Source organism: Microvirga puerhi (genome assembly GCF_020089865.1).
In the GTDB taxonomy this organism is placed as follows: domain Bacteria; phylum Pseudomonadota; class Alphaproteobacteria; order Rhizobiales; family Beijerinckiaceae; genus Microvirga; species Microvirga puerhi.
The window spans coordinates 165,614-188,851 of record NZ_JAIRBM010000006.1; the positions used below are offsets into that span (position 1 = coordinate 165,614).

A 23,238-nucleotide genomic window follows, 5' to 3' on the forward strand; every position below is an offset into this window, starting at 1 on the left:
GAGCCAACCATGCTGACCGAAGCCGACACCCTCGACAACGAGCTCAACGCCTGGGATAGGGACCACTTCTTCCATCCCTCGACTCATATGGCCCAGCATGCGCGCGGCGAGACTCCCAACCGCATTATCGCTGGCGGAGAGGGTGTCTATATCGTCGACCGGCAAGGCAAGCGCAGCCTCGATGCCTTCGCCGGCCTCTATTGCGTGAATGTCGGATACGGTCGCACGCAGATCACCGACGCGATCGCGGCGCAAGCTGCCGCCCTGCCCTATTATCATGCCTATGTCGGTCACGGCTCCGAGCCGTCAATCCGGCTCGCCAAAATGATCATCGACCGCGCGCCAAAGAACATGAGTCGCGTGTTCTTCGGCCTGTCAGGCTCGGATGCCAATGAGACGAACCTTAAGCTCGTATGGTACATCAACAACGTTCTAGGTCGCCCGGAGAAGAAGAAGATCATTTCCCGTTGGCGCGGCTATCACGGCTCGGGCCTGATGAGCGGAAGCCTGACCGGCTTGGCGGCATTTCACAACCTGTTCGATCTGCCGCGGCCGCCAATCCTCCACACGGAAGCGCCATACTATTTCCGTCGTCCCGACCGTTCCATGAGCGAGGAACAGTTCTCGCAATACTGCGCCGACAAGCTCGACGAGATGATCCAGACAGAGGGGCCGGAGACGATTGCGGCTTTCATTGGCGAGCCCGTTCTCGGCACAGGTGGAATCGTGCCGCCACCGGCCGGCTACTGGGACAAGATTCAGGCTGTGTTGAACAAATATGACATCCTGCTCATTGCTGATGAAGTGATCACGGGATTTGGCCGCCTCGGCACGATGTTCGGTTCCGACCATTATGGGATGAAGCCGGATCTCATCACCATCGCGAAAGGTCTGACCTCGGCCTATGCGCCACTGTCCGGCGTCATCGTGTCCGAGAAGCTCTGGCGTATCCTCGAGCAGGGTTCCGATACCTACGGGCCGATCGGACATGGCTGGACCTACTCGTCTCATCCGCTGTGCGCAGCCGCTGGCGTCGCGAATTTGGAAGTGGTCGACGACCTCGACCTTGTGACGAACGCACGGGAAGTCGGCGCCTACTTCAAGCAGTCTCTCACCGACGCGGTCGGCAAGAACCGCTTCGTCGGCGAGGTGCGCGGAGAGGGATTGATGGCAGCTATGGAATTCGTGCGCGATCGCGATGATAGGGTGTTCTTCGATGCCTCGGAGAAGGTCGGTCCTCGCATTACGGCCGCTCTTCTGGAGCGTGGCGTGATCGGGCGCGCCATGCCGCAGGGCGATATCCTCGGTTTCGCGCCGCCGCTCTGCCTGACAAAGGACGAAGCGGATACGATTATCTCGGCGACCAAATCCGCTGTGGAGGCCGTGACTTCGACCCTTTGAGGCTCTCGGCGCTCCATCGTCCCAGCCGATTGGCATCCTCCATGGGGCCAATCGGCATTGTAATATCAAAACAATTTACTCCAACAAGACTGCGCTGACTGATCATGCGCCACTGGAGACTGGATCGAGGAAATCTTCGCGTCAGCTTCCTGCGATACGAGATCCCTCCCCCGAGACGTTGGATGTAAACATGTTAAACAGAATAACAGGACAATACGCCAAGGAGCGTTTTCTCACCAATCTCGACGGACGGATCGTGAATCATGACAGCTCCGTACTTGCAGATTGTGTGCTGTGCGACATCTCGGAGACCGGAGCGCGGCTTGCAATCCTGGATCCGGCGGAGATCCCACTGGAATTTAATCTGCATGTGCCGGAGGAAGGAGCTTATGCCAGAGTGCGGCTAGTGTGGTCCTCGGGGAATGAGTGCGGAGTGACATTCGTCGATTGATGCACCGGGGACCGACCGCTCGCGCCTCGATTGGCGCCTCACGATGCGTTGCAGAGCTTGATCTCTCGCGCTTCCTGGTGCGGATACATTCCGCACCTTTTAAAGACACGCCGACGCCTCACCTTCTCTGATGCGGGCAGGACTCAATGGTGGGTCGCAGTGTCATGCGGGAGCGAGTCAGACATAGAATCCAGCTTGAGGGTATTTCGTATGGCGGTTCCCGGAGGCGGTCCAAATCGGCTTCGGTACTCCGTCGGACACAAGCCCGTGTGCCGCTTGAAGAGATCCCGGAAGAAAATCACGTCGTCGTAGCCGACCGCCTGGGAGACGGCCTGAATCGTCTGTTGCCCATCCTCCAGAAATCTCTTCGCCATGGTGATGCGAATAGTATGAACGTAGCTCAAAGGGGTGCGACCCGTCGCAGCTTTGAAGCGGCGAATGAAATTCCGTGGGCTCATGCCCACCCGTGCTGCGACGGCATCCATACTCAATGCGCTGCAAAAATGCTCATGCATCCAATCCTGCGCGCGGCGAATAATCTCATCGTTATGATCCTTCCGAAGCGCGGCATCGGCAAAGGTGACTTGCCACATGCGGGGCATCTCGATCAGGAGAGCCTTGGCGCACTCGCGCGCGAGGTCGCGACTGCTGAATCTCTCCACCAGATATAGGCTAAGGTCGGCGGCCGAGTTGATGCCGCCGCCGCAGAATACGTCGCCGGAATCGGTGATGAGATATTCGGGTTGCCAGTCCACCTGCGGAAAGCGGCTCCGATAGCTATCGACGAGCCCCCAATGGGTGGTCGCGCGCTTCCCGTCGAGCAATCCCGCTTCAGCCAGGAGCGCCACGCCGGAACAGACACCGGCGATTCTGGCTCCGTCCGATGCCCAGGAACGCAGCCATGGGATCACAGGCCGGTTGCGCTCGATGACATCCTCGAGGACGTAGCCGGTCCGCAGCAATGTCTCGAACGGCAATCCACCGGCGGGCACGAAGACGATGTCAGGACGATCCACTTCCTCCAACGCGCACGAGGGCGTCAGCGATACGAGGTGATCCGTCACGACCGGTTCTCCACGGACGGAGGCTGTCGTCACGTGAAAGCGCGGAACGGGCGCGCGATTGTTCAAGAGATTCCAGAGCACGCCGGCATTGCGGAAAATTTCCATCGGCAGAAGAGCCGTGGAAGCGCATCCGCCATTGAGAAATAGAACAGCCACACGGAGCATTGCACTCTCCCTGGCATTCTCGCCCTCACACTTTGTCATGATCGCCCGTTTCGGCGCAAGCCGTCCGGCTCCACTATGAAGCCACGCCAGCGCGACAGTGTGCTCGCTCGCACATTAGGACCGCGCTCCTCAATGGAGGAAGAAATGTGTGAAACGGCAATCATACCGGGAAGTATCGCAGGATGCGCTTCCGTCCGCCTCCTCCGCTCGTCCCTTCTCCTCTCCGTTGCCGCACTCACCCTGTCTTTTCCAATGACTGCGAGGACGGCACGCGCCGATGAGACATGCCAGTCTCCCTATATGGCCAAGATCACCGGCGAAGAAGAGTTCGTCTATGTCTGGACGCTCGGCCAAGAAGGCGTCGGCGACGGTATGGACAAGATCGTCACGGTCGATGTTCGGACGAACTCTCCCACGTTTGGCAAGGTCATCGACTCGGATTCAGTTGGTGGGCGCGGTGAAGCTCATCATGGTGGCTTCACGGATGATCGCAAGACATTCTGGGCCGCCGGTTTAGCCGACAGCAAGATTTATATCTTCGATATTTCGACAGACCCCGCCAACCCGAAGGTCATCAAGACCATCAGCGATTTTGTGGAGAAGAGCGGCGGCGTGACCGGCCCTCATGGCGCCTATGCCCTTCCGGGGCGAATGCTGATTCCGGGATTGTCCAATAGGAATGGAGACGGCCGCACGGCCCTCGTCGAATACTCTAACGATGGCCAATATATTACCACCCATTGGATGCCGACTGCAGCAAGCCCACGCGGAGCAGCCGTCGAGAACGTCGCCGACGGATACGGCTATGACGCGAGAGTGCTTCCCCGGAAAAACGTGATGCTCACGTCGTCCTTCACCGGGCAGGACAACTACATGCGGCCGTTCGGCGAGCTCATCAAAGATCCTGAGGCGCTCAAGAAATTCGGCCAGACAATGGTGCTATGGGATTTTCACGCGCGTCAACCAAAGGTGGTTTTCAATGTTCCCGGCGCTCCTCTCGAGATTCGATGGGCATGGGGCGTTCAGAACAACTATGCGTTCACATCGACGGCTCTCACATCGAAGCTGTGGCTTGTCTATGAAGACCACGACGGCGCGTGGAAAGCGGAGGCGGTGGCGGATATCGGCGATCCGGCGAGTGCTCCCGTTCCCGTCGACATCAGTTTGAGCGCGGACGACAGCACCTTGTTCGCCGACACCTTCGCTGACGGAGTGACCCACGTCTTCGATGTCTCGGACCCACATCATCCGAAGCAGATCTACGAAAGGAAAATCGGAAAGCAGGTCAACATGGTCTCCCAGAGCTGGGACGGAAAGCGGTTGTACTACACCAGCTCACTTCTCTCGCGCTGGGACAAGCCGGGAGAGGACGGCGAGCAGTTCCTGCGTGCCTATGGCTGGAACGGAAAAGAGCTGACATCCCGGTTCGCGATTGATTTCACGCGCGAGGGACTTGGCCGACCTCACATGATGGCCTTCGGCTCGACAAAACTTTATTCCGACTAGGGCGAGGGAGAGGTCATCATGCGTGTATCTCGCCTCATTCTGTTCCTCTGGGAAACCGGCGTTGTCCTCAGCTCAGGACGCGTGGAAGTGCTGGCCCACGACCTCCATGGCAAGCCAGCTGTTGTTGAATTGCCGAGTCACTCCCCTGCCGACTATGCGTTTCCTCTGCCGGTGCCCGGAAGCTATGAACTTCCGCCGATTAGAAAAGCTTCGGGCGGTGACGTTCTGGATGAGCGTGGAAACATGCACGATCTGGGACATTTCTTCGCCGGGCGGGTAACCGTTCTCGCCTTCATCTATACGCGTTGCGGAGATGCATGCCCGACCGCGTCGCTTCAGATGTCTCTTCTTCAGGATCTGGCATCGCGAGACGACCATGTCGTTCCACGGATGCGCCTGCTTTCGGTGAGTTTCGATCCCGACCACGATACGCCACAGGTTATGGCGGAATATGCGGCGAACTGGCGCTCGACGGCGACAAGTGCTCCGGACTGGGATTTCGTGACAGCGCCGCACCATTCGGCACTTGCGCCGATCCTTTCTGCCTATGGCCAAGTCGTAGATGCGCCCAAACGTGCGGATCTCTCCGACCCCCTGCTTCACCATGTCTTCAGGGCTTTTCTGATCGATCCATCGGGTCAGATCAGAAATATCTATAGCCTCGACTTTCTCGATCCCGATTTGGTTCTGAATGATATCAGATCTCTTCTTCTCGAACAGGACGGTCTGGAACACACCTCGCACACGTTGCGGCGATAGCCGCAGCTTCTCACGAAAGGAGCCTCAAGATGGAATCGCTTTCGATTACGACGATCAACGGTCAAGCTGCAACGATCCCACCGGACGCACTACTTGCGCTGCAGGGTGGACTGCGCGGCCGTACCCTCATAAGAGAAGAGGCCGGCTACGACGCCGCCCGGAGCATATGGAACGGAATGATCGACCGTTCGCCTGGCATGATCATTCGCTGTCATGGCGCCGCCGACGTCATGCACGCAGTCGACTTCGCCCGTGAGCGGAACCTTGTCGTCGCCGTTCGAGGCGGCGGCCATAACATCGCAGGCAACGCCGTGTGTGAAGGCGGATTGATGATCGATCTGTCGCCGATGAACTTCGTTCGTGTCGACCCCACGGCGAAGCGGGCCTTGATCGGCCCCGGCGCGACGCTCGGCGACGTCGATCGGGAGACCCAGGCGTTCGGGCTCGCTCTTCCGACAGGGATCAATTCTACGACCGGTATTGCCGGCCTGACTCTCGGAGGTGGATTCGGTTGGCTCACGCGGAAATACGGTCTCACGATCGACAGTCTTGTCTCCGCGGACGTCGTCGTTGCGGACGGCCGCATGCTGCGCGCCAGCCGCGAGGAGAATCCCGATCTATTCTGGGCCATTCGTGGCGGCGGAGGAAATTTCGGCATCGTCACGAGCTTTGAATTCGATCTCCATGACGTGGGGCCAGAGATCCTCTCCGGACTTGTCGTGCATCCCTTCGAACATGCATCGGAGCTTCTCAGAGCCTATCGAGACACGGTCAAGAATGTACCCGAGGAGCTGAGTTGCTGGGTGGTGATGCGCAAGGCGCCGCCGCTTCCGTTCCTCCCAGCGGAGTGGCACGGACGGGAAATCATGATCTTTGCCCTCTGTTACGTCGGCGACTTGGCAGAGGGCGAAAAGGTGGCCCAGCCTATTCGCTCCCTTGGCCATCCTATCGCGGATGTCGTCGGTCCGCATCGGCTCGTCGACTGGCAATCGGCTTTCGATCCACTCCTCACCACAGGAGCGCGCAATTACTGGAAGAGCCATGATTTCGGGACCCTGAGCGACGAGGTTCTGGACATTATCAGCCAGGCTGTCCGGTCGTTGCCGAGTGCCGAATGCGAGGTGTTTCTGGCGCATCTTGGTGGTGCGATGAGCCGCATCAGCAACGATGCAACCGCCTATCCGCAGCGGGCTGCCCATTTCGTCATGAATGTGCATACCCGTTGGCGGGAGAACAAGGACGACAACCTGTGCATCGATTGGGCACGACGTCTCTTCAAGGCGGCGGAACCGTTCGCCCTGGGCAGCGCATATGTCAACTTCATGCCGGAAGATGAGACCGACCGCGTCGAGAAGATCTATGGCGCCAACTACAAGCGCTTGGCGGAACTCAAGAGGAAATACGATCCGCAGAACATGTTTCGCATGAACCAGAACATCAAACCCATGCCCTGATGGGACGGCTCACTGAGAAGTTATCGTCGCCCCGATATCAGGAGGCGTTTCGTGCAGCCCACAGCATGCCGCGCTTCAGGATCGTGCGCATCTGTGGAACCTCGAACTCCTTCGCGACGTGGCCAAGGGAGCTGTAGAAGACGCGCCCTTGGCCATGGCGACGCTTCCAGACGACCGGCATGACGACACCTTCGATCCATGGCGCATGAGTCCCGGAGAACGTAGTGGTTGCGAGGACCTCGTTCGAGGGGTCCACATGCATATAATATTGCTCGGAGCGGTAATCGAAATCGTTCACTCCCTGCATGATCGGATCATCGGCGCAGCGGATGGTGACGCGATAGTCGATGATGTTGCCGGGGTGGGCGACCCATTGGCCTCCGCACATGAACTGATACTCGACCGCCTCTCGAAAGGCATCACCCATGCCGCCGTGATAGCCCGCGAGCCCGACACCACCACGCACCGCCCTTGAGAGGTTCTCTACTTCCTCCTTTGCGATCTTCCCCATGGTGTAGATGGGGACGATCAGATCAAGGCTGGCGATGGCAGGATCCGCAAAGGCCTGCGTGGAATTCTCCAGCGCGACAGAGAATCCGTCCTCCCGCAGCATTTCGGCGATGAGCCCCGCGCATTGCTCCGGCTCGTGTCCGTTCCAACCGCCCCAGACGATCAAGGCTTCGCTCATGTTTGAACACACTTTTCGCTTCTATGCCGCCGAGGCAGCCTGCGGCAGGCCTTTCCAGAGCTTGGCCGCATCCGCATCGTCGAGAACAGGCGGACGCTCCAGAGTCGTCGTGATCGCCTTCGGTTGCCCTGTAGCCGCTCCCTCGAGAATACTGTGCATCACCTCAAGGACATGCAGCGCAAGGCGCCCGGTCGCCCGATGTGGTGTCCCGTGCAGGGCAGCGCTGGCGAGGTCCGCCAATCCCAGTGCACGGTAATTGGCACGGGACGGTGCATCCGGGGCCCAGTTTGGGGAGCGCCAATTGGGAGCTCCCAATGGCATGTCACCGGAATCGACGCCGCGCCACTCGCCTCCGCGCTCCGTCATCTCCACAACGCCTCCGAAGAAGTTCGGATCAGGCACGCGCAGTGAACCCTCCGTGCCGTAAAGCTCAATTGCCGGGTGGCCGTGCTTCCACACGTCCCAGCTCATGCAGAACGTCACCTGCGCACCAGAGAAGAATTCCAGCAGGGCCATCACATGGGTCGGCGTTTCGACCGCGATCCTGTGGCCCTTACGCGGCGATTCCGACGTTACAATCCGCTCCGGAAATCCGATGCTCGACATGGCGAAGACTCGCTTGACCGGTCCGGCGAGGTTCACGAGCGCGCTCAGATAGTATGGCGCCATGTCCAGGATCGGCCCGCCGCCAGTCTTGAAGAAGAACTCCGGATCCGGGTGCCAATGCTCCATGCCATGCGACATGAGAAAGGCCGTGCCGGATAGAATGCGCCCGATCGCTCCATCGTCGACAATCTTGCGAGCAAGACGCCCTCCCCCTCCAAGGAATGTATCGGGTGCGCAGCCGAGAAGAAGGCCTCGTGCCTCCGCCTCGTCCACAAGGCGACGGCCCTGCTCGAAATCCACGGCCAGGGGCTTCTCGGAGAAGACATGCTTTCCGGCGCTGAGCGCTGCAAGCGAGACGCCGAAATGGGCGCCGGGAATGGTCAGATTGACCACGAGATCGATATCCTCGCGCGCCAGAAGCGCGTCGACGGTGAGTGCCTCGATCCCATAGCGACTCGCCTGCGCCTGCGCCGCCTCCGGCCGCATATCCGCGCAGGCGCGCAGATCGAGACCCCGATAAGCGGGAATATTCTGAAGATAGATGCCGGAAATATTGCCGCAGCCGATAATGCCGACGCCGAGAGCGCTCATGACGTTCAATCCTCGATATTCTGCAAAAAGATGAAGCTGTTGCGGGCGGTTCGCGCCGGATCCGCGGGCTTGTCGTGCTCGACGACCATCCACTCCGCGCCAGCGTCGCGACAAATGCGCCACAGATCCCGCCAATCGAGGATGCCTGCTCCGACATCCGTCCAGCCGTCCTGATCCTCATTCTGGCCGGTGGGCGCGATGTCCTTCACATGCGCTGCGGTCACACGATCGCGGTAGCGGTGAATCCAATGCTCCGGGTCGGCTCCTCCACGCGCCAGCCATGCGACATCCACTTGCCAGGTCAGAGGGCTGCTTCCCGCAGCCTCAAAGATCAGCTCGAGCGCTGTCTTCTCGCCCTCCTTGGGCTTCAGCTCCCAGTGATGATTATGATAGCCGAGCCGGATGCCATGTTCGTGAAACCGTTCGGAGATGCGGCCGAGCTCGAGGCCGAGAGAGCGCCAACCCTCCGCTGGCATATCCCGCTGCTCGGGCGGGACCGCCGGCATGAAGAGGTCCTTGAAACCAAGCGTCCTGCAGGCATGGAGAATGGCTTCAGGCTTGTCGCGAAGCGCTGCGAGACTGACGTGACTTGAAGATGCCTTCAATCCTCGTGCGGCCAGCTTCGCTTTCACGCCAGCTGCGTCGTCGAGATGCGACCCGACCGTCTCCACATTGCGATATCCGGCATCCGCGACAGTATCGAGGATGCGGTCGAGACTTTCCATCATGCGCAAGGTGTAGAGCTGGATCGAAAGAATATCGGTAACGCTCATATCGGTCCTCTATGGGGAATGGCAGGCGGCGGCTCTGGGCCGGGCATTAGGGAGCGAATTGACGGTCAAAGTCTGTCACCGGTCTCAGGAGAGAAGAGTGACACCTGCGACACATCAACGGACAGCGTCAGGCTCTCTCCGGGCACGGCTCGTCGGCTACTGTTGGTGCGCACTTGAACGGAGCCCTCGTGATCGCTGCACCAGATCACCGTATCCGCGCCCATGGGTTCCACGATATCGATCATCAGGTCGGACCATGTTCCGTTCGTCGCGATTTCAAGATGCTCGGGTCGGATGCCGAGGACGATATCCTGGTCGACGGGGGGCCTCCCGCCGAACTGATAGTTGGCGAGTGAAAGGCGTCGCTGCCCCTTCACGAATTCCGGCACACCATTGTTCATCCCGATGCGGCCCTGGATGAAGTTCATCTGCGGAGATCCGACGAAGCCAGCCACGAACAGATTGGCCGGTCGATGATAGATCTCGCCCGGCGTGCCGATCTGCTGCACCTTCTGTTCCTTTAATACGACGATCCTGTCGGCCAGCGTCATGGCCTCGATCTGGTCGTGCGTGACATAGACCATGGTCGTCTTGCCGAGCCTCGCGTGCAGCCTCTTGATTTCCACGCGAAGTTCATTCCGGAGCTTGGCATCGAGATTCGACAGAGGTTCGTCGAACAGAAAGACCGCCGCGTCGCGGACCAATGCCCGGCCGATAGCGACGCGCTGCCGTTGACCTCCGGAAAGTTGGTCGGGGCGGCGGTCGAGGAGATGAGCGATCTGCAGGAGGTCCGCCGCGTGTTTGACGCGCTTTTCAATCTCCGGCCTGGGAGTCTTGGCCATCTTCAGGCCGAACGACATGTTCTCCCGCACGCTCATGCGCGGATAGAGCGCGTAGGATTGGAACACCATCGCGATGCCACGATCCTTCGGCTCCTCCCATGTAACGTTCCGCCCACCGATCCAGATCTGCCCGGAAGCAACATCGAGAAGCCCGGCGATGGCGTTGAGGAGGGTCGACTTTCCACATCCGGACGGGCCGAGGAGGACAATGAACTCTCCCTCCTCGATATCAAGGTTCAGTCCATCGAAGACTCTGAACGCCTCGAATGCAACCGACACGTCGCGAACGGAAACGGAGCCCATGCCTCACCCTTTCACAGCACCTGCGGCGATGCCGCGGACGAACCAGCGTCCTGAGACGAAATAAACGACGAGGGGAACGAGCGCCGCGAGCATCGTCGCAGCCATATCGACGTTGTAGGCACGCTCGCCCTGGGTGGAGTGAACGATGTTGTTGAGCTGAACCGTCATCGGCAGGTTCGCGCGCCCAGCGAAGGTCAAGCCGAAAATGAAGTCGTTCCAAATGCCTGTCGTCTGCAGGATTGTCGCGACGACCAGCATGGGAATCGACATCGGCAGCATCACCCGCAGGAAGATCGTCCAGAATCCCCCGCCATCGATGCGAGCCGCCTTAAAGAGCTCAAGCGGCAGGCCCGCATAGTAGTTGCGGAAGAGCAACGTCATCGTCGGAAGCCCGAAGATGACGTGTACGATGACGATGCATGGCAGCGAGTTGTAGATCCCGGTCATCGAGAAGATGCGCACGAGCGGATAGAGAAAGACCTGATAGGGAATGAAAGCTCCAAGGAGCAGGATGCCGAACAGGACGTTTGCACCCTTGACCCGCCAGAATGACAGCGCATAGCCGTTCACCGCCCCGGCAGCGATAGACAGAATGACTGACGGGATCAGAATTCGCACGGAATTCCAGAAGCCGACGCTGATGCCATTGCATTCGAGCCCTGTACAGGCCGACGACCAGGCCTTGGTCCAGGCGTCAACGGTCAGGCTCGCAGGCCAGGCCAGGATATTGCCGAGCCGAATTTCCTCCATCGGCTTGAGCGACGTGACCAGCATGATCCAGAGCGGCAGCAGGAAGAACAGCGCCGCCGTGATCAGGAACGCGTATACACCGATGCGACCCGCTGTGATGCGCCGTGGACGCCGACCCTGAGGCACTACGGTGCTCATGCGTGCCTCCCTTGCGGGCGAACGTAACGGGCATAAACCCAGGGAGCGAGGATGGAGACGACACAGATCAGCATGATCGTCGCGGCAGCGGTTCCCAGCGCGATGTTGTTGCGCTCGAACAGGTGATCCATCACGAACTTCGCTGGCACTTCGGTCGCGATACCAGGACCGCCCATGGTCATCGCCACCACGAGATCGTAAAGCTTCACCACGCTTGTCGCGAGCAGCACAGTTGCCGTCACGATCATCGGGCGAAGCAAGGGGAGGACGATGGAGGTATAGACACGCCAGGTCGGCACGCCATCGACTTTTGCCGCCTTCCAGAGATCTTCGTCGACACCACGCAGGCCCGCGAGCAGGATCGCCATCGTGAGACCCGACCCGTGCCACAAGCCTGCGATGACGATGGTATAAATCGCCATGTCCTGACTGACGATCCAGTCGAAGGTGAAGTTCGGAAAACCGAGATCACGGACGACTTTCTGCAGGCCGAGACCCGGATTCAGGAACCATTGCCACGCCACACCCGTGACTACGAACGACATGGCATAGGGATAAAGGAATACGGTGCGGAAAGCGCCTTCTGCGCGAACATTCTGATCGATGAAGACGGCCAGCAGAAAGCCCAGAATGAGGCAGCCCGCGATGAACAGGACACCAAAGATGACGATGTTCTCCGCCGAGGTCACGAACCGGTCGTTCATGAAGAGCCGGCTGTATTGGGTAAGCCCGACCCAATCGAGTTTTGGCAGCAGCGTCGAGCTGGTGAAGGACAAACGGACTGTCCAGACCATGCAGCCGATATAGACCACGAGGACAACCAGTGCCGTCGGCAACAATGCCAGGGCAACGGGAAGCCTTGTCCTCAAGAGGCGCCGGCCTTGCGTGCTCGCTGCCCTCGCCGAGGGAATCTGGATCGAGACGGTGTCCATCGCACATACCCCTGTCGGGAGAGAAGGATCCGGCAGGAAACTTGTGCCTGCCGGATCCCGATGGGCGGCTTATCGCGATCAGCTCGCGTCACGCATGGCAGCGGTGATCTTCTCGATGAAAGCGTCCGTCGACATATTCGGGTTGTTCCAGTACTGCGTCACCGCATCCTGCATGGCACCGGAGAAGTTCGGCGTGCTGAGGAGCTCCATGGCCTCAACCTGGTTTGCAGGATCGCTGAGAACGGCATGAGATTTCTGCGCGCAGATATCCATCGATGACACATCGACATCCATACGGGCAGGAATCGAGCCCTTCTTCTTGTTGAACTCGATCTGGGTCGTTGGATCGAGAAGAACTTCCGTCAGCTTGTCCTGCGTGGCGAGCATGGCCTTGTCTTTCGTTGCCGGGAAGACGAAGACGTCGCCGCCGATCACGAGCTTGCCGCCGCCCTCTCCGACCAACGTGCAGCCGTATTCCTTGCCTGCTGTCTGGCCGGCAGCGATGAACTCGCCCTTCGCCCAATCGCCGTTGAAGTGCATGGCGGCCTTGTTCGTGATGACCAGTGCCGTCGCATCGTTCCAGTTACGTCCCGGGCTACCGGGATCGACGAGGCCACGCATCTTGCCGAAGAGCTCGATCGTTTCCTTCATCTTCGGGCTTTTGGCGGCAGCTTGATCCCGCGCGCCGTAGACCTTGCGGAAGAGGTCGGCGCCACCATGGCCGACAAGCACCGCGCGGAACAAATTATGTTCCCAGGTCGGCTGCCCGCCGAGCGCCAATGGAATGACGCCCTTTGCCTTGAGCTTCTCTCCCGCCTCGATCAGCTCGGGGAAGGTCTTTGGCGGCTCCACGCCAGCGTCTGCAAAGACCTTGGTGTTATAGAACAGCCAGTTCTGGCCGTGGATATTGACCGGAACCGCATAGAACTTGCCGTTGCGGACCGTCGCATCGACGATCGGCTTCGGCATGATTTCACGCCATTTTCCGGCCTTGGCTTGACTTTCCACGTCCCGCAGCAGGTCGTTGCTCACGAGTTCGTCGAACTGCTTGCCGGTGTTGAATTGCATCATGGTCGGCGGATTGCCGCCCACCATGCGATTGATACCCGCTGTACGGGCATTCGCCCCTCCGGCGATCGCATTGTCGACCCAGGTACCGCCTGCCTTCGTGAACTGATCGGCGAAGACCTTGACGGCGGCGGACTCGCCCGCCGACGTCCACCAGTGCAGGACTTCAGCCTTCATCTGCTGCGCGAGCGCACCGGAATTCCAGACGAGGGCAACAGCAAGGGTATACGCAGAAACGCGTGTTTTCAGGCGCATGGCTTCCTCCCAGAAGCGTTTTGATCGACTTTGTAATCGATTACATCTTTTGACGTAGGTTGAAATCGACTTCAGAATAAGTCAAGCACCAAGTTGACGGCGGTCGCTTCTTGGCTGGATGCTTCTTGGCCGGGCAGAGAATTCTATCTTAGGCGGTGACTGGGAGTAACACGAATGAGCCGAAAGCGATGGCGTTCAGTAAAGGAGATACGCATCGCGGACGTGGCTCGGCTTGCCGGCGTCTCTACGGCAACGGTCAGCCGTGTCCTAGCCAATCGCGGCGCCGTGACGGCAAAGACCTACGAGGTCGTCATGGAAGCAGTGCACCGCAGCGGCTACACACCGAACAGCGTTGCACGAAACCTTCGCACCCGTCGCACGATGACGGTGCTCGTTGTCGTTCCGAACCTCGCCAATCCGGTCTTCGCGCAGATCCTGCGCGGCATCGACGACGAGCTGACGCAGTCAGGCTACGGCTTGGTCATCGGCAATCTCGACAATTGCCTGGAGCGGGAGGCGCGTTATGTCGATCTTGCCTTGTCACGGCAAGTCGATGGAATCCTCCTCATGACGGGTCGCGTTCCAGGAGACGATAAGCGCCACATGGGAGATGCGGGACTGCCGATGGTCGCCATGTGCGCCACCATCGGAGATTCGCGGATTCCCAATGTCGTCGTTCAGGATCGCGAGGCCTCGCGTGCCGCCGTGCAGCATCTCGTAGAGCTCGGCCATCGTCGCCTGGGCTATGTCGCAGGACCAATTGGAAACGTCATTGAGGCGGAACGTTTTGCGGGGTTTCTCGAAGGGCTCGAAGATGCAGGTCTCGGGAAGCAGAATTTCGTGCGTTGGGAGGGCCGCTTCGTGTTCTCAGCGGGTGTCGCTGCAGCAGAATCTTTCCTCCGCGCGAAGAACCGGCCGACAGGCATCTTCGCAAGTTGTGACGAAAGTGCGATCGGCTTTCTGAAAACGGTCCAAGCTGCGGGACTGCGCGTCCCCGATGACGTCTCGATCGTGGGGTTCGATGGAATCGAGTTCGCGGACTATACCGAGCCGACGCTCACGACATTTCAGCAGCCGTTGCATCTCCTAGGTCAAAGGGGGAGCGCCGTTCTGCTCAAGTTGATGCGCGGTGAAATGACATCGGCGGATTGGAGTACGCGTCTTCCGCTCACGCTGCTCGCCCGCGGCACGACGGGAAAAGCCCCGCATGCGCGACGACGGTCTGGTGTGGCATGAATATCAAGAGACATCACAATTCGGGAGGGTCGTATGGAGCCAGTACGCTGGGGTATTCTGAGCACCGCGAAGATTGGAAGAGGCAAGGTCATTCCGGGCCTCATGAAGAGCCCGATCTGCAAGGTCGTCGCGATAGGGTCGCGCGCCGAGGAGACGGCACGAGACGTCGCATCCGAACTTGGGATCGCGAAGGCCTACGGGTCCTATGAGGATGTTCTGGCCGATCCGGATGTCGAGGCAATCTATAATCCTCTTCCGAACCACCTCCACGTTCCCCTGACTCTTGCCGCGGCTCGAGCCGGCAAACATGTGCTGTGTGAGAAGCCGATAGCGATCACCGCGGACGAGGCCAAGCTACTGAAAGATGCCGCTGCCAAGGTGCTGATCACGGAGGCCTTCATGGTTCGACATCATCCGCAATGGCTTGCGGCTCGGCAGATGATTCAAGAGGGTCAGATTGGAGACATGCGGACCATCCAGGTCGCATTCTCATACTTCAACACGGATCCGGGCAATATCCGCAACAAAGCTGATATCGGCGGCGGGGGCCTTCTGGATATCGGCTGCTACGCGGTGGTGGCCGGACGCTACTTTTTCGATACGGAGCCGCTCAGGGTAGTTGCGCTCATAGACCGTGACGCCGGCTTCGGAGTCGATCGGATGACGAGCGCCCTTCTGGATTTCGGTGCAGGCCGTCAACTGATATTCACCGTGTCCACCCAGACAGTTCCGTATCAGAGAGTCCAGATCCTCGGAACCGATGGGCGCATCGAGATCGAAGTGCCCTTCAATGCTCCTCCTGACCGGCCGACACGTGTCATCGTCGATGACGGCAGCCTGCCCGCTGGAGGAGCCGCCCAAGTCATCGAACTTCCTCCTGTCGACCAATATCAGCTGCAAGGAGAAGCTTTTGCCCGGGCGATCAGGGGCATAGAGCCGCTTGCCTATGGCTTGAACGACGCGCTTCAGAACATGCGGATCCTGGATGCTCTATGCCGATCCGAGTCTTCGTCGGGATGGGAAACGATCTGATCCAAACTCTTTATGCGGAAGTTTGCCGGCTCGACACGAGCATCTTCTAACCCGATATGTCGTGGCGGATGCACGCCTTCACGTGGCCCGGAGCAACCTCCTCGAGCGGCGGCACGGTCTTGGCGCATTGATCGATGGCGTGTGGGCAGCGTGTTCGGAAAACGCAGCCTGAGGGCGGATTGGCAGGGCTCGGGATGTCACCCTTGAGGATCTGCCGTGCGCTCGCCTTCCCGATCTCAGGTGACGGAATCGCCGACAGCAAGGCGCGCGTGTAAGGATGACGTGGATCGGAATAAAGCACCTCGCTCGGTGCGATTTCCATGATCCGTCCGAGATAGAGCACGATCACCGTATCGCAGATATATTCCACAACTGCCAGATCATGCGAGATGAACAGCATGGTCAGCCCGAGCCGGGATTGCAGGCTGCGGAGAAGGTTGACGATCTGGGCCTGGATCGACACGTCGAGCGCCGAAACGGGCTCATCGGCCACGATCAGTTCCGGCTCGAGGACGAGCGCCCGCGCAATTCCAATCCGCTGACGCTGGCCTCCCGAGAATTCATGCGGATATCGGACGAAAGCGTCGGCCGGGAGATCGACTTCCTGCAGCGCCTTCTTCGCACGTGCGCCGCGCTCCGCACGCGATCCGATACGTTGGATATCGAGACCCTCCATGAGGATCTGGCCGATCGTCATACGGGGGGACAGGCTTCCGAAGGGATCCTGAAAGATATACTGAAGCCTTCTGCGCTGACGACGCATCTCGCTTGCGGAAAGCTTCGTCAGGTCGACGCCGTCAAAGACGATCTGGCCGGCTGTCGGTTCGATGAGGCGAAGAACGGATCGTCCGATCGTGGTCTTGCCGCTGCCCGATTCACCGACTAGGCCAACGACTTTGCCTCGCGGCACCTCGAAGGAGATGTCGTCGAGCGCACGCACGACCGGCCCATGGGAGAAGCCGGAGGACGTGAAATGCTTGGTCAGGCCGCGGACCGAGAGCAACGGCTCCCTCATTCTCAAATCTCCTCCCATCGGATGCAGCGGCTCTTATGTCTCCCGCCCGTCTCCGCCAGCGCCGGGACGCCGGCGCGGCATTGATCGAGAGCGTAGGGACATCGCGGTGCGAACGAGCAGCCGTCCGGAAGCGCAAGCAAGCTGGGAACCGACCCTGCGATCGTCGGCAGAGGGATGCCCTGGCGTTTGAGCATGGTCGCCTCGCCGAGCTTCGGCACCGACCGCATAAGACCCATGGTGTAAGGATGCCGGGGATGCCTGAAGACATCTGTCACGGCACCGGTTTCGACCACGCGTCCGGCATACATGACCGCGACGCGATGAGCGATCTCGGCGACCACGCCGAGATTGTGAGTCACGAAGAGAATCCCCATTCCTCGCTCTTCCTGAAGCTTTCTCAGGAGATCGAGAATCTGCGCCTGAATCGTGACGTCGAGCGCGGTTGTCGGCTCGTCGGCAATGAGCAGCACGGGATCGCAGGCAAGGGCCATCGCGATCATGACACGCTGGCGCATGCCCCCCGAAAGCTCATGCGGATACTGCCGGGCCCGACGCCCCGGATCCGGGATTCCGACAGCGGCCAAAAGTCCGACGGCGGACTCGGCCGCGTCCTTGTGACTGCGGCCAAGGTGGATGCGGATCGGCTCCGCGATCTGTTCGCCCACCGTGTAGACGGGATTGAGGCTCGTCATCGGCTCCTGAAACACCATGGCGACGTCATTGCCCCTGATGCTCCGCAACGCCTCGCTATCCATCGTGGCGAGGTCCCGCTCCTCCCCCGACTTGCCGCGAAACAGGATCCGCCCCGCCACCACCTTGCCGACTTTCCTCGGCAGAAGCCCCATGATGGAAAGGCTCGTGACGGACTTTCCGGATCCGGATTCCCCGACGAGCGCTACCGTCTCGCCGGGAGCGACAGTCAGGTTCAGATCCTGCACGGCAGCGACCTGCCGTCCTCCGATGCGGAAGACAGTTTTCAGGTCAGAGACATCGAGGATCGGACGCCGCTTCATGACTTCAGTTCAGCAATCCGACGGAGCGAACGATGGTCTCGATCGTCGCAGCCTCGTCCGCGTTGAGGGTCCGTTGCGGGCGCGCCATCGTGTTGGACGCGATAACGCCGAGGCGCCGCATGGCGGTCTTGAACGCACCGACACCGGCCGAACCGGCGCTGGTGCGCGGCAGGGATACCCACACCATCTCGAAGAGCCGGCACAGACGCTCCTGCTCCTTGCGGGCGGCAACCCAATCCCCTGCCCGCGCGTGGTTCCAGAGGCGCACATAACCGGCGGGATCGACATTGGCCAAGCCTGGGACGACGCCATGCGCGCCCATCTGTAGGGCATTGTCCACCACGATCTCCGAGCCTGTCATGAGGAAGAAGTCGCGCCTGTCGCCGAGATCCAGCAGGCAATAACGGAAATTGCCGTCATCGCCACTTGAATCCTTGAGGCCTGCGATCGTGCCTTCCTGTGCAAGAGCCACTGTCGTCTTGCGCTCGAGCTTCGTATGAACGCAGACCGGAATGTCATAAGCGATTACGGGGACATCAAGCGCTTCGCGGACATAGCGAAAATGATCGATCACCTCCGGCTGGCTGGTTCGCGTGTAGAACGGAGCAGTGACGACAACGGCATCGACACCGATCGACTGCGCGGTCTTCGCGTGTCCAATGACCCGGTCGGTCGTGGGGTCGATCACACCCGCCAGCACAGGCAGCCGGCCATTCACGACCTTGACCGTATGCTCAAGAATCCGGCGCCGGGTAGCCTCGTCGTGAAAGATCACTTCGCTCGTGGAGCCCAGCACGAAGAGGCCGTGCACGCCGCCGGCGATCAAGTGTTCCAGCACGCGTGAATAGGACTCGTAGTCGACCTCGAACGTTTCCGTCAGCGGAGTGACGACCGGGGGAACGACGCCGTGGAAGGTAGTCATGGGAAGCCTTTTCTTTCAGCTAGTGAAGGTCGGAACGAGGGTCGAAGGCGTCACGCAGACCGTCTCCGACAAAGTTGATGGCCAGCACGGTTAGAACCAGGGCAGCTCCCGGGAACATCCACTGCCAGACATATTGTTCGAGAACGACGGTCGAGCGGGCTGCATTGAGCATGTTGCCCCAGCTTGCCTCTGGCGGCGCGATGCCGAGCCCCAGGAAGGATAGGCCTGCTTCCAGCAGGATCGCATTGGCGATCTGGAGCGTCGCATAAACCACCAGAATATCAATGCAGTTCGGCAGGCCATGCCGGAACAGCAGATGGCCGAGTCCTGCCCCCATCCCGCGCGCAGCGACCACGAAGTCACGCTCGCGCAGCTCCAGCAGGCGCGCGCGGACCATGCGGGACAGCACCGGCCAGGAGAGAAGCGAGATCACGAGGATCGTCGGGAGAATGCCTGTGCCCGCAATAGACGCCAGCACCAGCAGGAAGATGACCGGCGGCAAGGTCATGGCAAGATCGACGAAACGCATGACGGCCCCATCGACGACGCGCCCACCGAAGGATGAAAGCGCCCCTATGAGGAAGCCGATGACGGTTGAGATGGCAACCGAGGTCACCGCCACGAGCAGCGAGACGCGCCCCCCTTGCATCAGGCGCGCAAGGACATCTCTTCCGACGCCGTCGGTCCCAAACCAGTGAGCGCTGCTCGGTCCCTTGTTGAGCGCTCGCAGATCGATCTGATTTGGTGTGTAACTCCACCAGAGCGGATAAGTCAGCACCGCCGTCACGATGCAGAGCAGGATAACGAGGCCGACCAGTGCGATCCGGTTGATCGTGAAGCGTTCGAGAGCGCGGGCGATGGGGCCCTTTCGCGCAGAAGAGGAGATTGATCCCGCGACGCTCATGGTTACGCCACCCGAATGCGCGGGTCGACCAGCGCGTAGGCGACATCCGTCAGGATATTCACCAGGATGACGCACGCGCCGATGATCAGCGTCGCGCCCATGATGACGGGATAGTCCCGTGTATCCACAGCATTGACCAATAGGAGGCCCATCCCGGGCCAGTTGAACACGCTTTCCATGAAGATGGCGCCGCCAACCGCCATGCCAATGGAAGAACCGATCAGCGTCACTACCGGCAGCAAGGCGTTTCGTGTCGCATGCTTGATGATGACCCAGAGTTCCTTCACGCCCTTCGCTCGCGCCGTGCGGACGTAATCCTGATTAAGAACCTCAAGCAGCGAGGCACGCATGTAGCGCATGATGAGGGCTGCGTGCCCGATCGACAGGAGGCAGGCGGGAAGGACAAGATGGGACAGCAGATCGCTCAAGGAAAAGGGCGTTCCAGGCGTCAGCATTCCGCCGGACGGCGACCACCTCAGAACGACGGAGAAGACATAGAGCCCGAGGATTGCCGTGAGAAAGGGCGGACTGGAAATGCCGACGAAGGCTGCGACGGAGCAGCCGACATCCGTCGCCGAATTGCGCTGCACGGCGCTGATGATTCCGGCCGCAATGCCGCCGACGATCGCAATGACGAGTGCGAGGAACATGAGGAGGACCGTGGGTCCGACCCGTTCCAGAACGAGCGGGAGAACCTTCACGCCATTTTTCTGGATCGAATAGCCAAGATCACCCGTCACGGCCGCACGCAACCATGCCAGATACTGAATGGGGAGCGGCTGATCGAAACCCAGGCGAGCGCGCAACGCAGCCATCTCCGCCTGGGACATGGCAACATTGGGATTGATATAGGCATCGATCGGATCGCCGGGTGCCAGGCGCAGCAGGACGAACACGAGCATGCTCAGAGCAACGAGCATCAAGAGTCCGATTGCTAGGCGCCGCGCAATATATGTCAGCATAGTGCCATTCGAAGATGGAAGGTGGCCGGTCTTCGGCCACCTTGCGTTGGTCAGTAGCGTTCGTATTCTTGTTACTTCTCAAGTGCCCATTTTTCGGGATGGGCATTGTAGGGGCCGCCCGCCGGCGCTGGCACCCAGACGAAATCCTTCAGCTTCGTCGATGCCACACCATAGCGATTGGCAACCCACATCGTGGCCCATGGGAGATTCGCATTCATGGCCTTGCAGACATTCTGGTAGCGCGCGCTCAGCTGCTGCTGGTTCGTCTCCGCAAGAGCGGCATCGAAGGCCTGGGTTACTTCCGGCATTTCGATGCGCAGGAAATTGGCGCCGGCAGGCGGCTTCTGCGCAGCGTTGAGACCGATATTCAACCCGGACGGATCCGGCCCGTTCTGGAGTCCGGCATAGACGAGCGGGAACTGATTGAAGTCAGGACTGGCCGCATAGATCATGCCGTTATAGGTCGGCGTATCCACCACCCGCGGCACGACATTGATGCCCACTTGAGCGAGCATCGCCTGGACGGCTGCCATGACATTGGCGGCCTGCGGTGTGTTGTAGTAGGTCAGCAAGGTGATCGGCTTGGTGCCGTTGACCTTGTCCCACCCAGCTTCCGCAAGAAGCGCCTTCGCCTTGGCCGGATCGAACTTGTATGCGTTGAGTCCCTCCGGAACCAGCTGCTTCGCGACATAGCCGCAATTGGCCGCCGTCGCAGCACCGCCGTAGAGACTGTCGATGATCGCCTGGCGATCGATTGCATACATCACAGCCTGGCGGACGCGGACGTCCTTCCACAACGGGACCTGCTGATTGAATCCCAGGTAGTTGACGACGAACGACTGTCCCTCGATCACCTTGAATTCGTTCTTGCCCTTGAATGCCGGAACGTCGTCGGATTCGACATAAGTAAACTGGATTTCCCCGGCTCGCAGCGCCGACACGGCGGCAGCCGTGTTCTTGAAGTAGCGGTTGATCACCCGATCCGCTTTCGGACGCCCGAGGCGATAGTCCTCATCGGCGACCAGTTCCACGTACTGATCGGTGACATATTGCTTGAACTTGAACGGACCGGTGCCGATCGGGTTGGTCGCCCACCAGGTGCTGGTCGCGAGTTCCTTCGGCGTGAAGCTCGCAAGCGCGTGCTCCGGCAGGATCATGAGCTTCGTGAGCGTCGCGAGGAAACCGGAATCGGGTTTGGACAGCTTGATCACAACGGTCCGCTCGTCAGGCGTCTCGACGGACGAAACAGCGCCCAGACGTGCAGCGAAGACGGTGCCGGTTTCGCCGTTCTTGGCCAGCTCGACCGTGAATTTCACATCCTTCGATGTGAACGGCTTGCCGTCATGCCACGTCTCTTTGGCAAGCTTGAATGTATATTCCGTCTGGCCCGGATTGACCGCATATTCCGTTGCCATAGCGCCTTCGATGGCCGTCAGATCCGCATTGTAGTTGACAAGCGGCTCGAAGTAGACGTTCAGCCACGTGAATCCTCCCGTGGCGGCGAGAGGATTGAAATTTCCCTGGAAACCGCCCGGCCCCACATCGAAGCCGCCCGTGATCGTCTTTTGATCCTGGGCTGCGGCCGGTGGTGTCAGCATGGTCGCCCCGGCAAGCGCCACACCGGCAAGGGCGAGGGTCATCATTTTCAGTGGCATCGAGTTCCTCCCGTCAGGTTTTGATCGCTTGTTTGTTGTTGGCGATGACTTGCAGAATGCCTTCATAATGTTCGTCGAGCCTCTTGCGGGCCCGTTCGACATCGCGGGCTGCGACAGCCTCGACGATCTCGTGATGATCACGCCATGTCGCCAGGGGATCGGCATTGGCGAGATTGGCGAAGTTGGAAGCCTTGTAGAACGCGCGCCAGAACACCTCGATCAGGCCGGTGAGCATGCGATTGTTCTGGCAGCGAAAAAGCAGGCGATGGAACAGCTCGTCCTCCTCCGCGAAACTCTCGTGACGCTCCGCGCGCTGGCGCATGCGCTCCGTCACCTCGCGGAGAGCCGCGAGATCCTCCTCGCCGATCATCTCGATGGTCTTGGGAATGAGGCCGACTTCGAGGACACGGCGCAATTCCCGAAGCTCTTCGACATCGCGCAGGGTATCGCCAAGGCCATAGGCGAGATTGTCGAGGAGCGGCTGGAACGAGAATTCCTTGACGAAGACGCCGATCCCGCGCCGGGTTTCGAGAACGCCGACGGATTCAAGCGCCTTGATCGCCTCCCGCACCGAGTTGCGGCTGACCCCGAGCTGCTGCGCCAGGAACGATTCCGGTGGCAGCGGATCTCCGGCCTTCAATTTATTGCTCTCGATGTAGCTGCGCAGGCTTTCCTGCACCGTCACGTGCAGGGACGGCGGCCTGTTGACGGGCTTGATGCCCTGAATCCCAGACATGTCCCCGCTCCTCTCGC

Annotated in this window: 22 protein-coding genes; 7 read left to right on the top strand and 15 right to left on the bottom strand. The window is 60.0% G+C overall.

Annotation, left to right across the window (positions count from 1 at the left end; all coding sequences use genetic code 11):
- The first annotated feature begins 9 nt into the window (after window positions 1-9).
- Together K9B37_RS10275 and K9B37_RS10280 are read left to right on the top strand one after the other, a co-directional pair.
- A complete protein-coding gene (locus K9B37_RS10275; RefSeq protein WP_224312978.1) occupies window positions 10-1,401 on the top strand; it encodes an aspartate aminotransferase family protein in 1,392 nt (463 codons plus the stop codon).
- A gap of 190 nt (window positions 1,402-1,591) precedes the next feature.
- Entirely contained in the window at window positions 1,592-1,852 is a 261-nt protein-coding gene (locus K9B37_RS10280) for a PilZ domain-containing protein (RefSeq protein ID WP_224312979.1), read from the top strand.
- Window positions 1,853-1,995: 143 nt separating this feature from the next.
- Here K9B37_RS10280 and K9B37_RS10285 read toward each other — a convergent pair whose 3' ends face one another.
- The gene (locus K9B37_RS10285; RefSeq protein WP_224312980.1) at window positions 1,996-3,081 is read right to left on the bottom strand and encodes a GlxA family transcriptional regulator; all 1,086 of its coding nucleotides are present in this window, start codon (window positions 3,079-3,081) and stop codon (window positions 1,996-1,998) included.
- 144 nt (window positions 3,082-3,225) lie between these two features.
- Between K9B37_RS10285 and mtoX the strand changes: the two genes are divergently transcribed.
- The 3 genes from mtoX to K9B37_RS10300 are packed head-to-tail and all read left to right on the top strand — an operon-like array spanning window position 3,226 to window position 6,800.
- Window positions 3,226-4,587, top strand: a complete 1,362-nt coding sequence (gene mtoX / locus K9B37_RS10290) for a methanethiol oxidase (RefSeq protein WP_305072150.1) — start codon at window positions 3,226-3,228, stop codon at window positions 4,585-4,587.
- Window positions 4,588-4,605: 18 nt separating this feature from the next.
- Window positions 4,606-5,346 carry an SCO family protein gene (locus K9B37_RS10295; RefSeq protein WP_224312981.1) on the top strand — a complete coding sequence of 247 codons (741 nt, stop codon included), beginning with the start codon at window positions 4,606-4,608 and terminating at the stop codon, window positions 5,344-5,346.
- Window positions 5,347-5,375: 29 nt separating this feature from the next.
- Entirely contained in the window at window positions 5,376-6,800 is a 1,425-nt protein-coding gene (locus tag K9B37_RS10300; protein WP_224312982.1) for an FAD-binding oxidoreductase, read from the top strand.
- A gap of 37 nt (window positions 6,801-6,837) precedes the next feature.
- On the opposite strand, the gene K9B37_RS10305 is transcribed toward K9B37_RS10300, so the two are convergent.
- From K9B37_RS10305 to K9B37_RS10335, 7 genes are all read right to left on the bottom strand, one after another.
- The gene (locus tag K9B37_RS10305) at window positions 6,838-7,488 is read right to left on the bottom strand and encodes a ThuA domain-containing protein (RefSeq protein ID WP_224312983.1); all 651 of its coding nucleotides are present in this window, start codon (window positions 7,486-7,488) and stop codon (window positions 6,838-6,840) included.
- Window positions 7,489-7,509: 21 nt separating this feature from the next.
- Window positions 7,510-8,685 (bottom strand): Gfo/Idh/MocA family protein, encoded by a 1,176-nt coding sequence (locus tag K9B37_RS10310; RefSeq protein WP_224312984.1) that lies wholly within the window; start codon window positions 8,683-8,685, stop codon window positions 7,510-7,512.
- A gap of 5 nt (window positions 8,686-8,690) precedes the next feature.
- Window positions 8,691-9,458, bottom strand: a complete 768-nt coding sequence (locus K9B37_RS10315) for a sugar phosphate isomerase/epimerase family protein (RefSeq protein ID WP_224312985.1) — start codon at window positions 9,456-9,458, stop codon at window positions 8,691-8,693.
- A gap of 65 nt (window positions 9,459-9,523) precedes the next feature.
- Window positions 9,524-10,603 carry an ABC transporter ATP-binding protein gene (locus K9B37_RS10320; protein WP_224312986.1) on the bottom strand — a complete coding sequence of 360 codons (1,080 nt, stop codon included), beginning with the start codon at window positions 10,601-10,603 and terminating at the stop codon, window positions 9,524-9,526.
- Between the two features lie 3 nt (window positions 10,604-10,606).
- Window positions 10,607-11,491 carry a carbohydrate ABC transporter permease gene (locus tag K9B37_RS10325; RefSeq protein ID WP_224312987.1) on the bottom strand — a complete coding sequence of 295 codons (885 nt, stop codon included), beginning with the start codon at window positions 11,489-11,491 and terminating at the stop codon, window positions 10,607-10,609.
- Entirely contained in the window at window positions 11,488-12,423 is a 936-nt protein-coding gene (locus tag K9B37_RS10330; RefSeq protein WP_224312988.1) for a carbohydrate ABC transporter permease, read from the bottom strand. The genes K9B37_RS10325 and K9B37_RS10330 overlap by 4 nt, the downstream gene beginning before the upstream one ends.
- Before the next feature lie 78 nt (window positions 12,424-12,501).
- A complete protein-coding gene (locus tag K9B37_RS10335) occupies window positions 12,502-13,746 on the bottom strand; it encodes an ABC transporter substrate-binding protein (protein WP_224312989.1) in 1,245 nt (414 codons plus the stop codon).
- Window positions 13,747-13,920: 174 nt separating this feature from the next.
- Between K9B37_RS10335 and K9B37_RS10340 the strand changes: the two genes are divergently transcribed.
- Both K9B37_RS10340 and K9B37_RS10345 read left to right on the top strand, forming a co-directional pair.
- Window positions 13,921-14,982: a LacI family DNA-binding transcriptional regulator gene (locus K9B37_RS10340; protein WP_224312990.1), complete on the top strand. Its 1,062-nt coding sequence runs from the start codon at window positions 13,921-13,923 to the stop codon at window positions 14,980-14,982.
- A 33-nt stretch (window positions 14,983-15,015) separates the two neighbouring features.
- Window positions 15,016-16,014 carry a Gfo/Idh/MocA family protein gene (locus tag K9B37_RS10345; RefSeq protein WP_224312991.1) on the top strand — a complete coding sequence of 333 codons (999 nt, stop codon included), beginning with the start codon at window positions 15,016-15,018 and terminating at the stop codon, window positions 16,012-16,014.
- Between the two features lie 46 nt (window positions 16,015-16,060).
- On the opposite strand, the gene K9B37_RS10350 is transcribed toward K9B37_RS10345, so the two are convergent.
- The 7 genes from K9B37_RS10350 to K9B37_RS10380 form a co-directional block, all read right to left on the bottom strand.
- Window positions 16,061-17,029 (bottom strand): ABC transporter ATP-binding protein, encoded by a 969-nt coding sequence (locus tag K9B37_RS10350; RefSeq protein WP_224312992.1) that lies wholly within the window; start codon window positions 17,027-17,029, stop codon window positions 16,061-16,063.
- A gap of 2 nt (window positions 17,030-17,031) precedes the next feature.
- The gene (locus K9B37_RS10355; protein WP_224312993.1) at window positions 17,032-18,042 is read right to left on the bottom strand and encodes an ABC transporter ATP-binding protein; all 1,011 of its coding nucleotides are present in this window, start codon (window positions 18,040-18,042) and stop codon (window positions 17,032-17,034) included.
- 4 nt (window positions 18,043-18,046) lie between these two features.
- The gene (locus K9B37_RS10360; protein ID WP_224312994.1) at window positions 18,047-18,964 is read right to left on the bottom strand and encodes a dihydrodipicolinate synthase family protein; all 918 of its coding nucleotides are present in this window, start codon (window positions 18,962-18,964) and stop codon (window positions 18,047-18,049) included.
- Window positions 18,965-18,983: 19 nt separating this feature from the next.
- Entirely contained in the window at window positions 18,984-19,868 is an 885-nt protein-coding gene (locus K9B37_RS10365; protein WP_224312995.1) for an ABC transporter permease, read from the bottom strand.
- A 2-nt stretch (window positions 19,869-19,870) separates the two neighbouring features.
- Window positions 19,871-20,830 (bottom strand): ABC transporter permease, encoded by a 960-nt coding sequence (locus K9B37_RS10370; RefSeq protein WP_224312996.1) that lies wholly within the window; start codon window positions 20,828-20,830, stop codon window positions 19,871-19,873.
- A 71-nt stretch (window positions 20,831-20,901) separates the two neighbouring features.
- Window positions 20,902-22,485 carry an ABC transporter substrate-binding protein gene (locus tag K9B37_RS10375; protein ID WP_439651711.1) on the bottom strand — a complete coding sequence of 528 codons (1,584 nt, stop codon included), beginning with the start codon at window positions 22,483-22,485 and terminating at the stop codon, window positions 20,902-20,904.
- A 13-nt stretch (window positions 22,486-22,498) separates the two neighbouring features.
- Complete coding sequence (locus tag K9B37_RS10380) at window positions 22,499-23,221, bottom strand: FadR/GntR family transcriptional regulator (protein ID WP_224312997.1); 723 nt, start codon at window positions 23,219-23,221, stop codon at window positions 22,499-22,501.
- Between the last annotated feature and the right edge of the window lie 17 nt (window positions 23,222-23,238).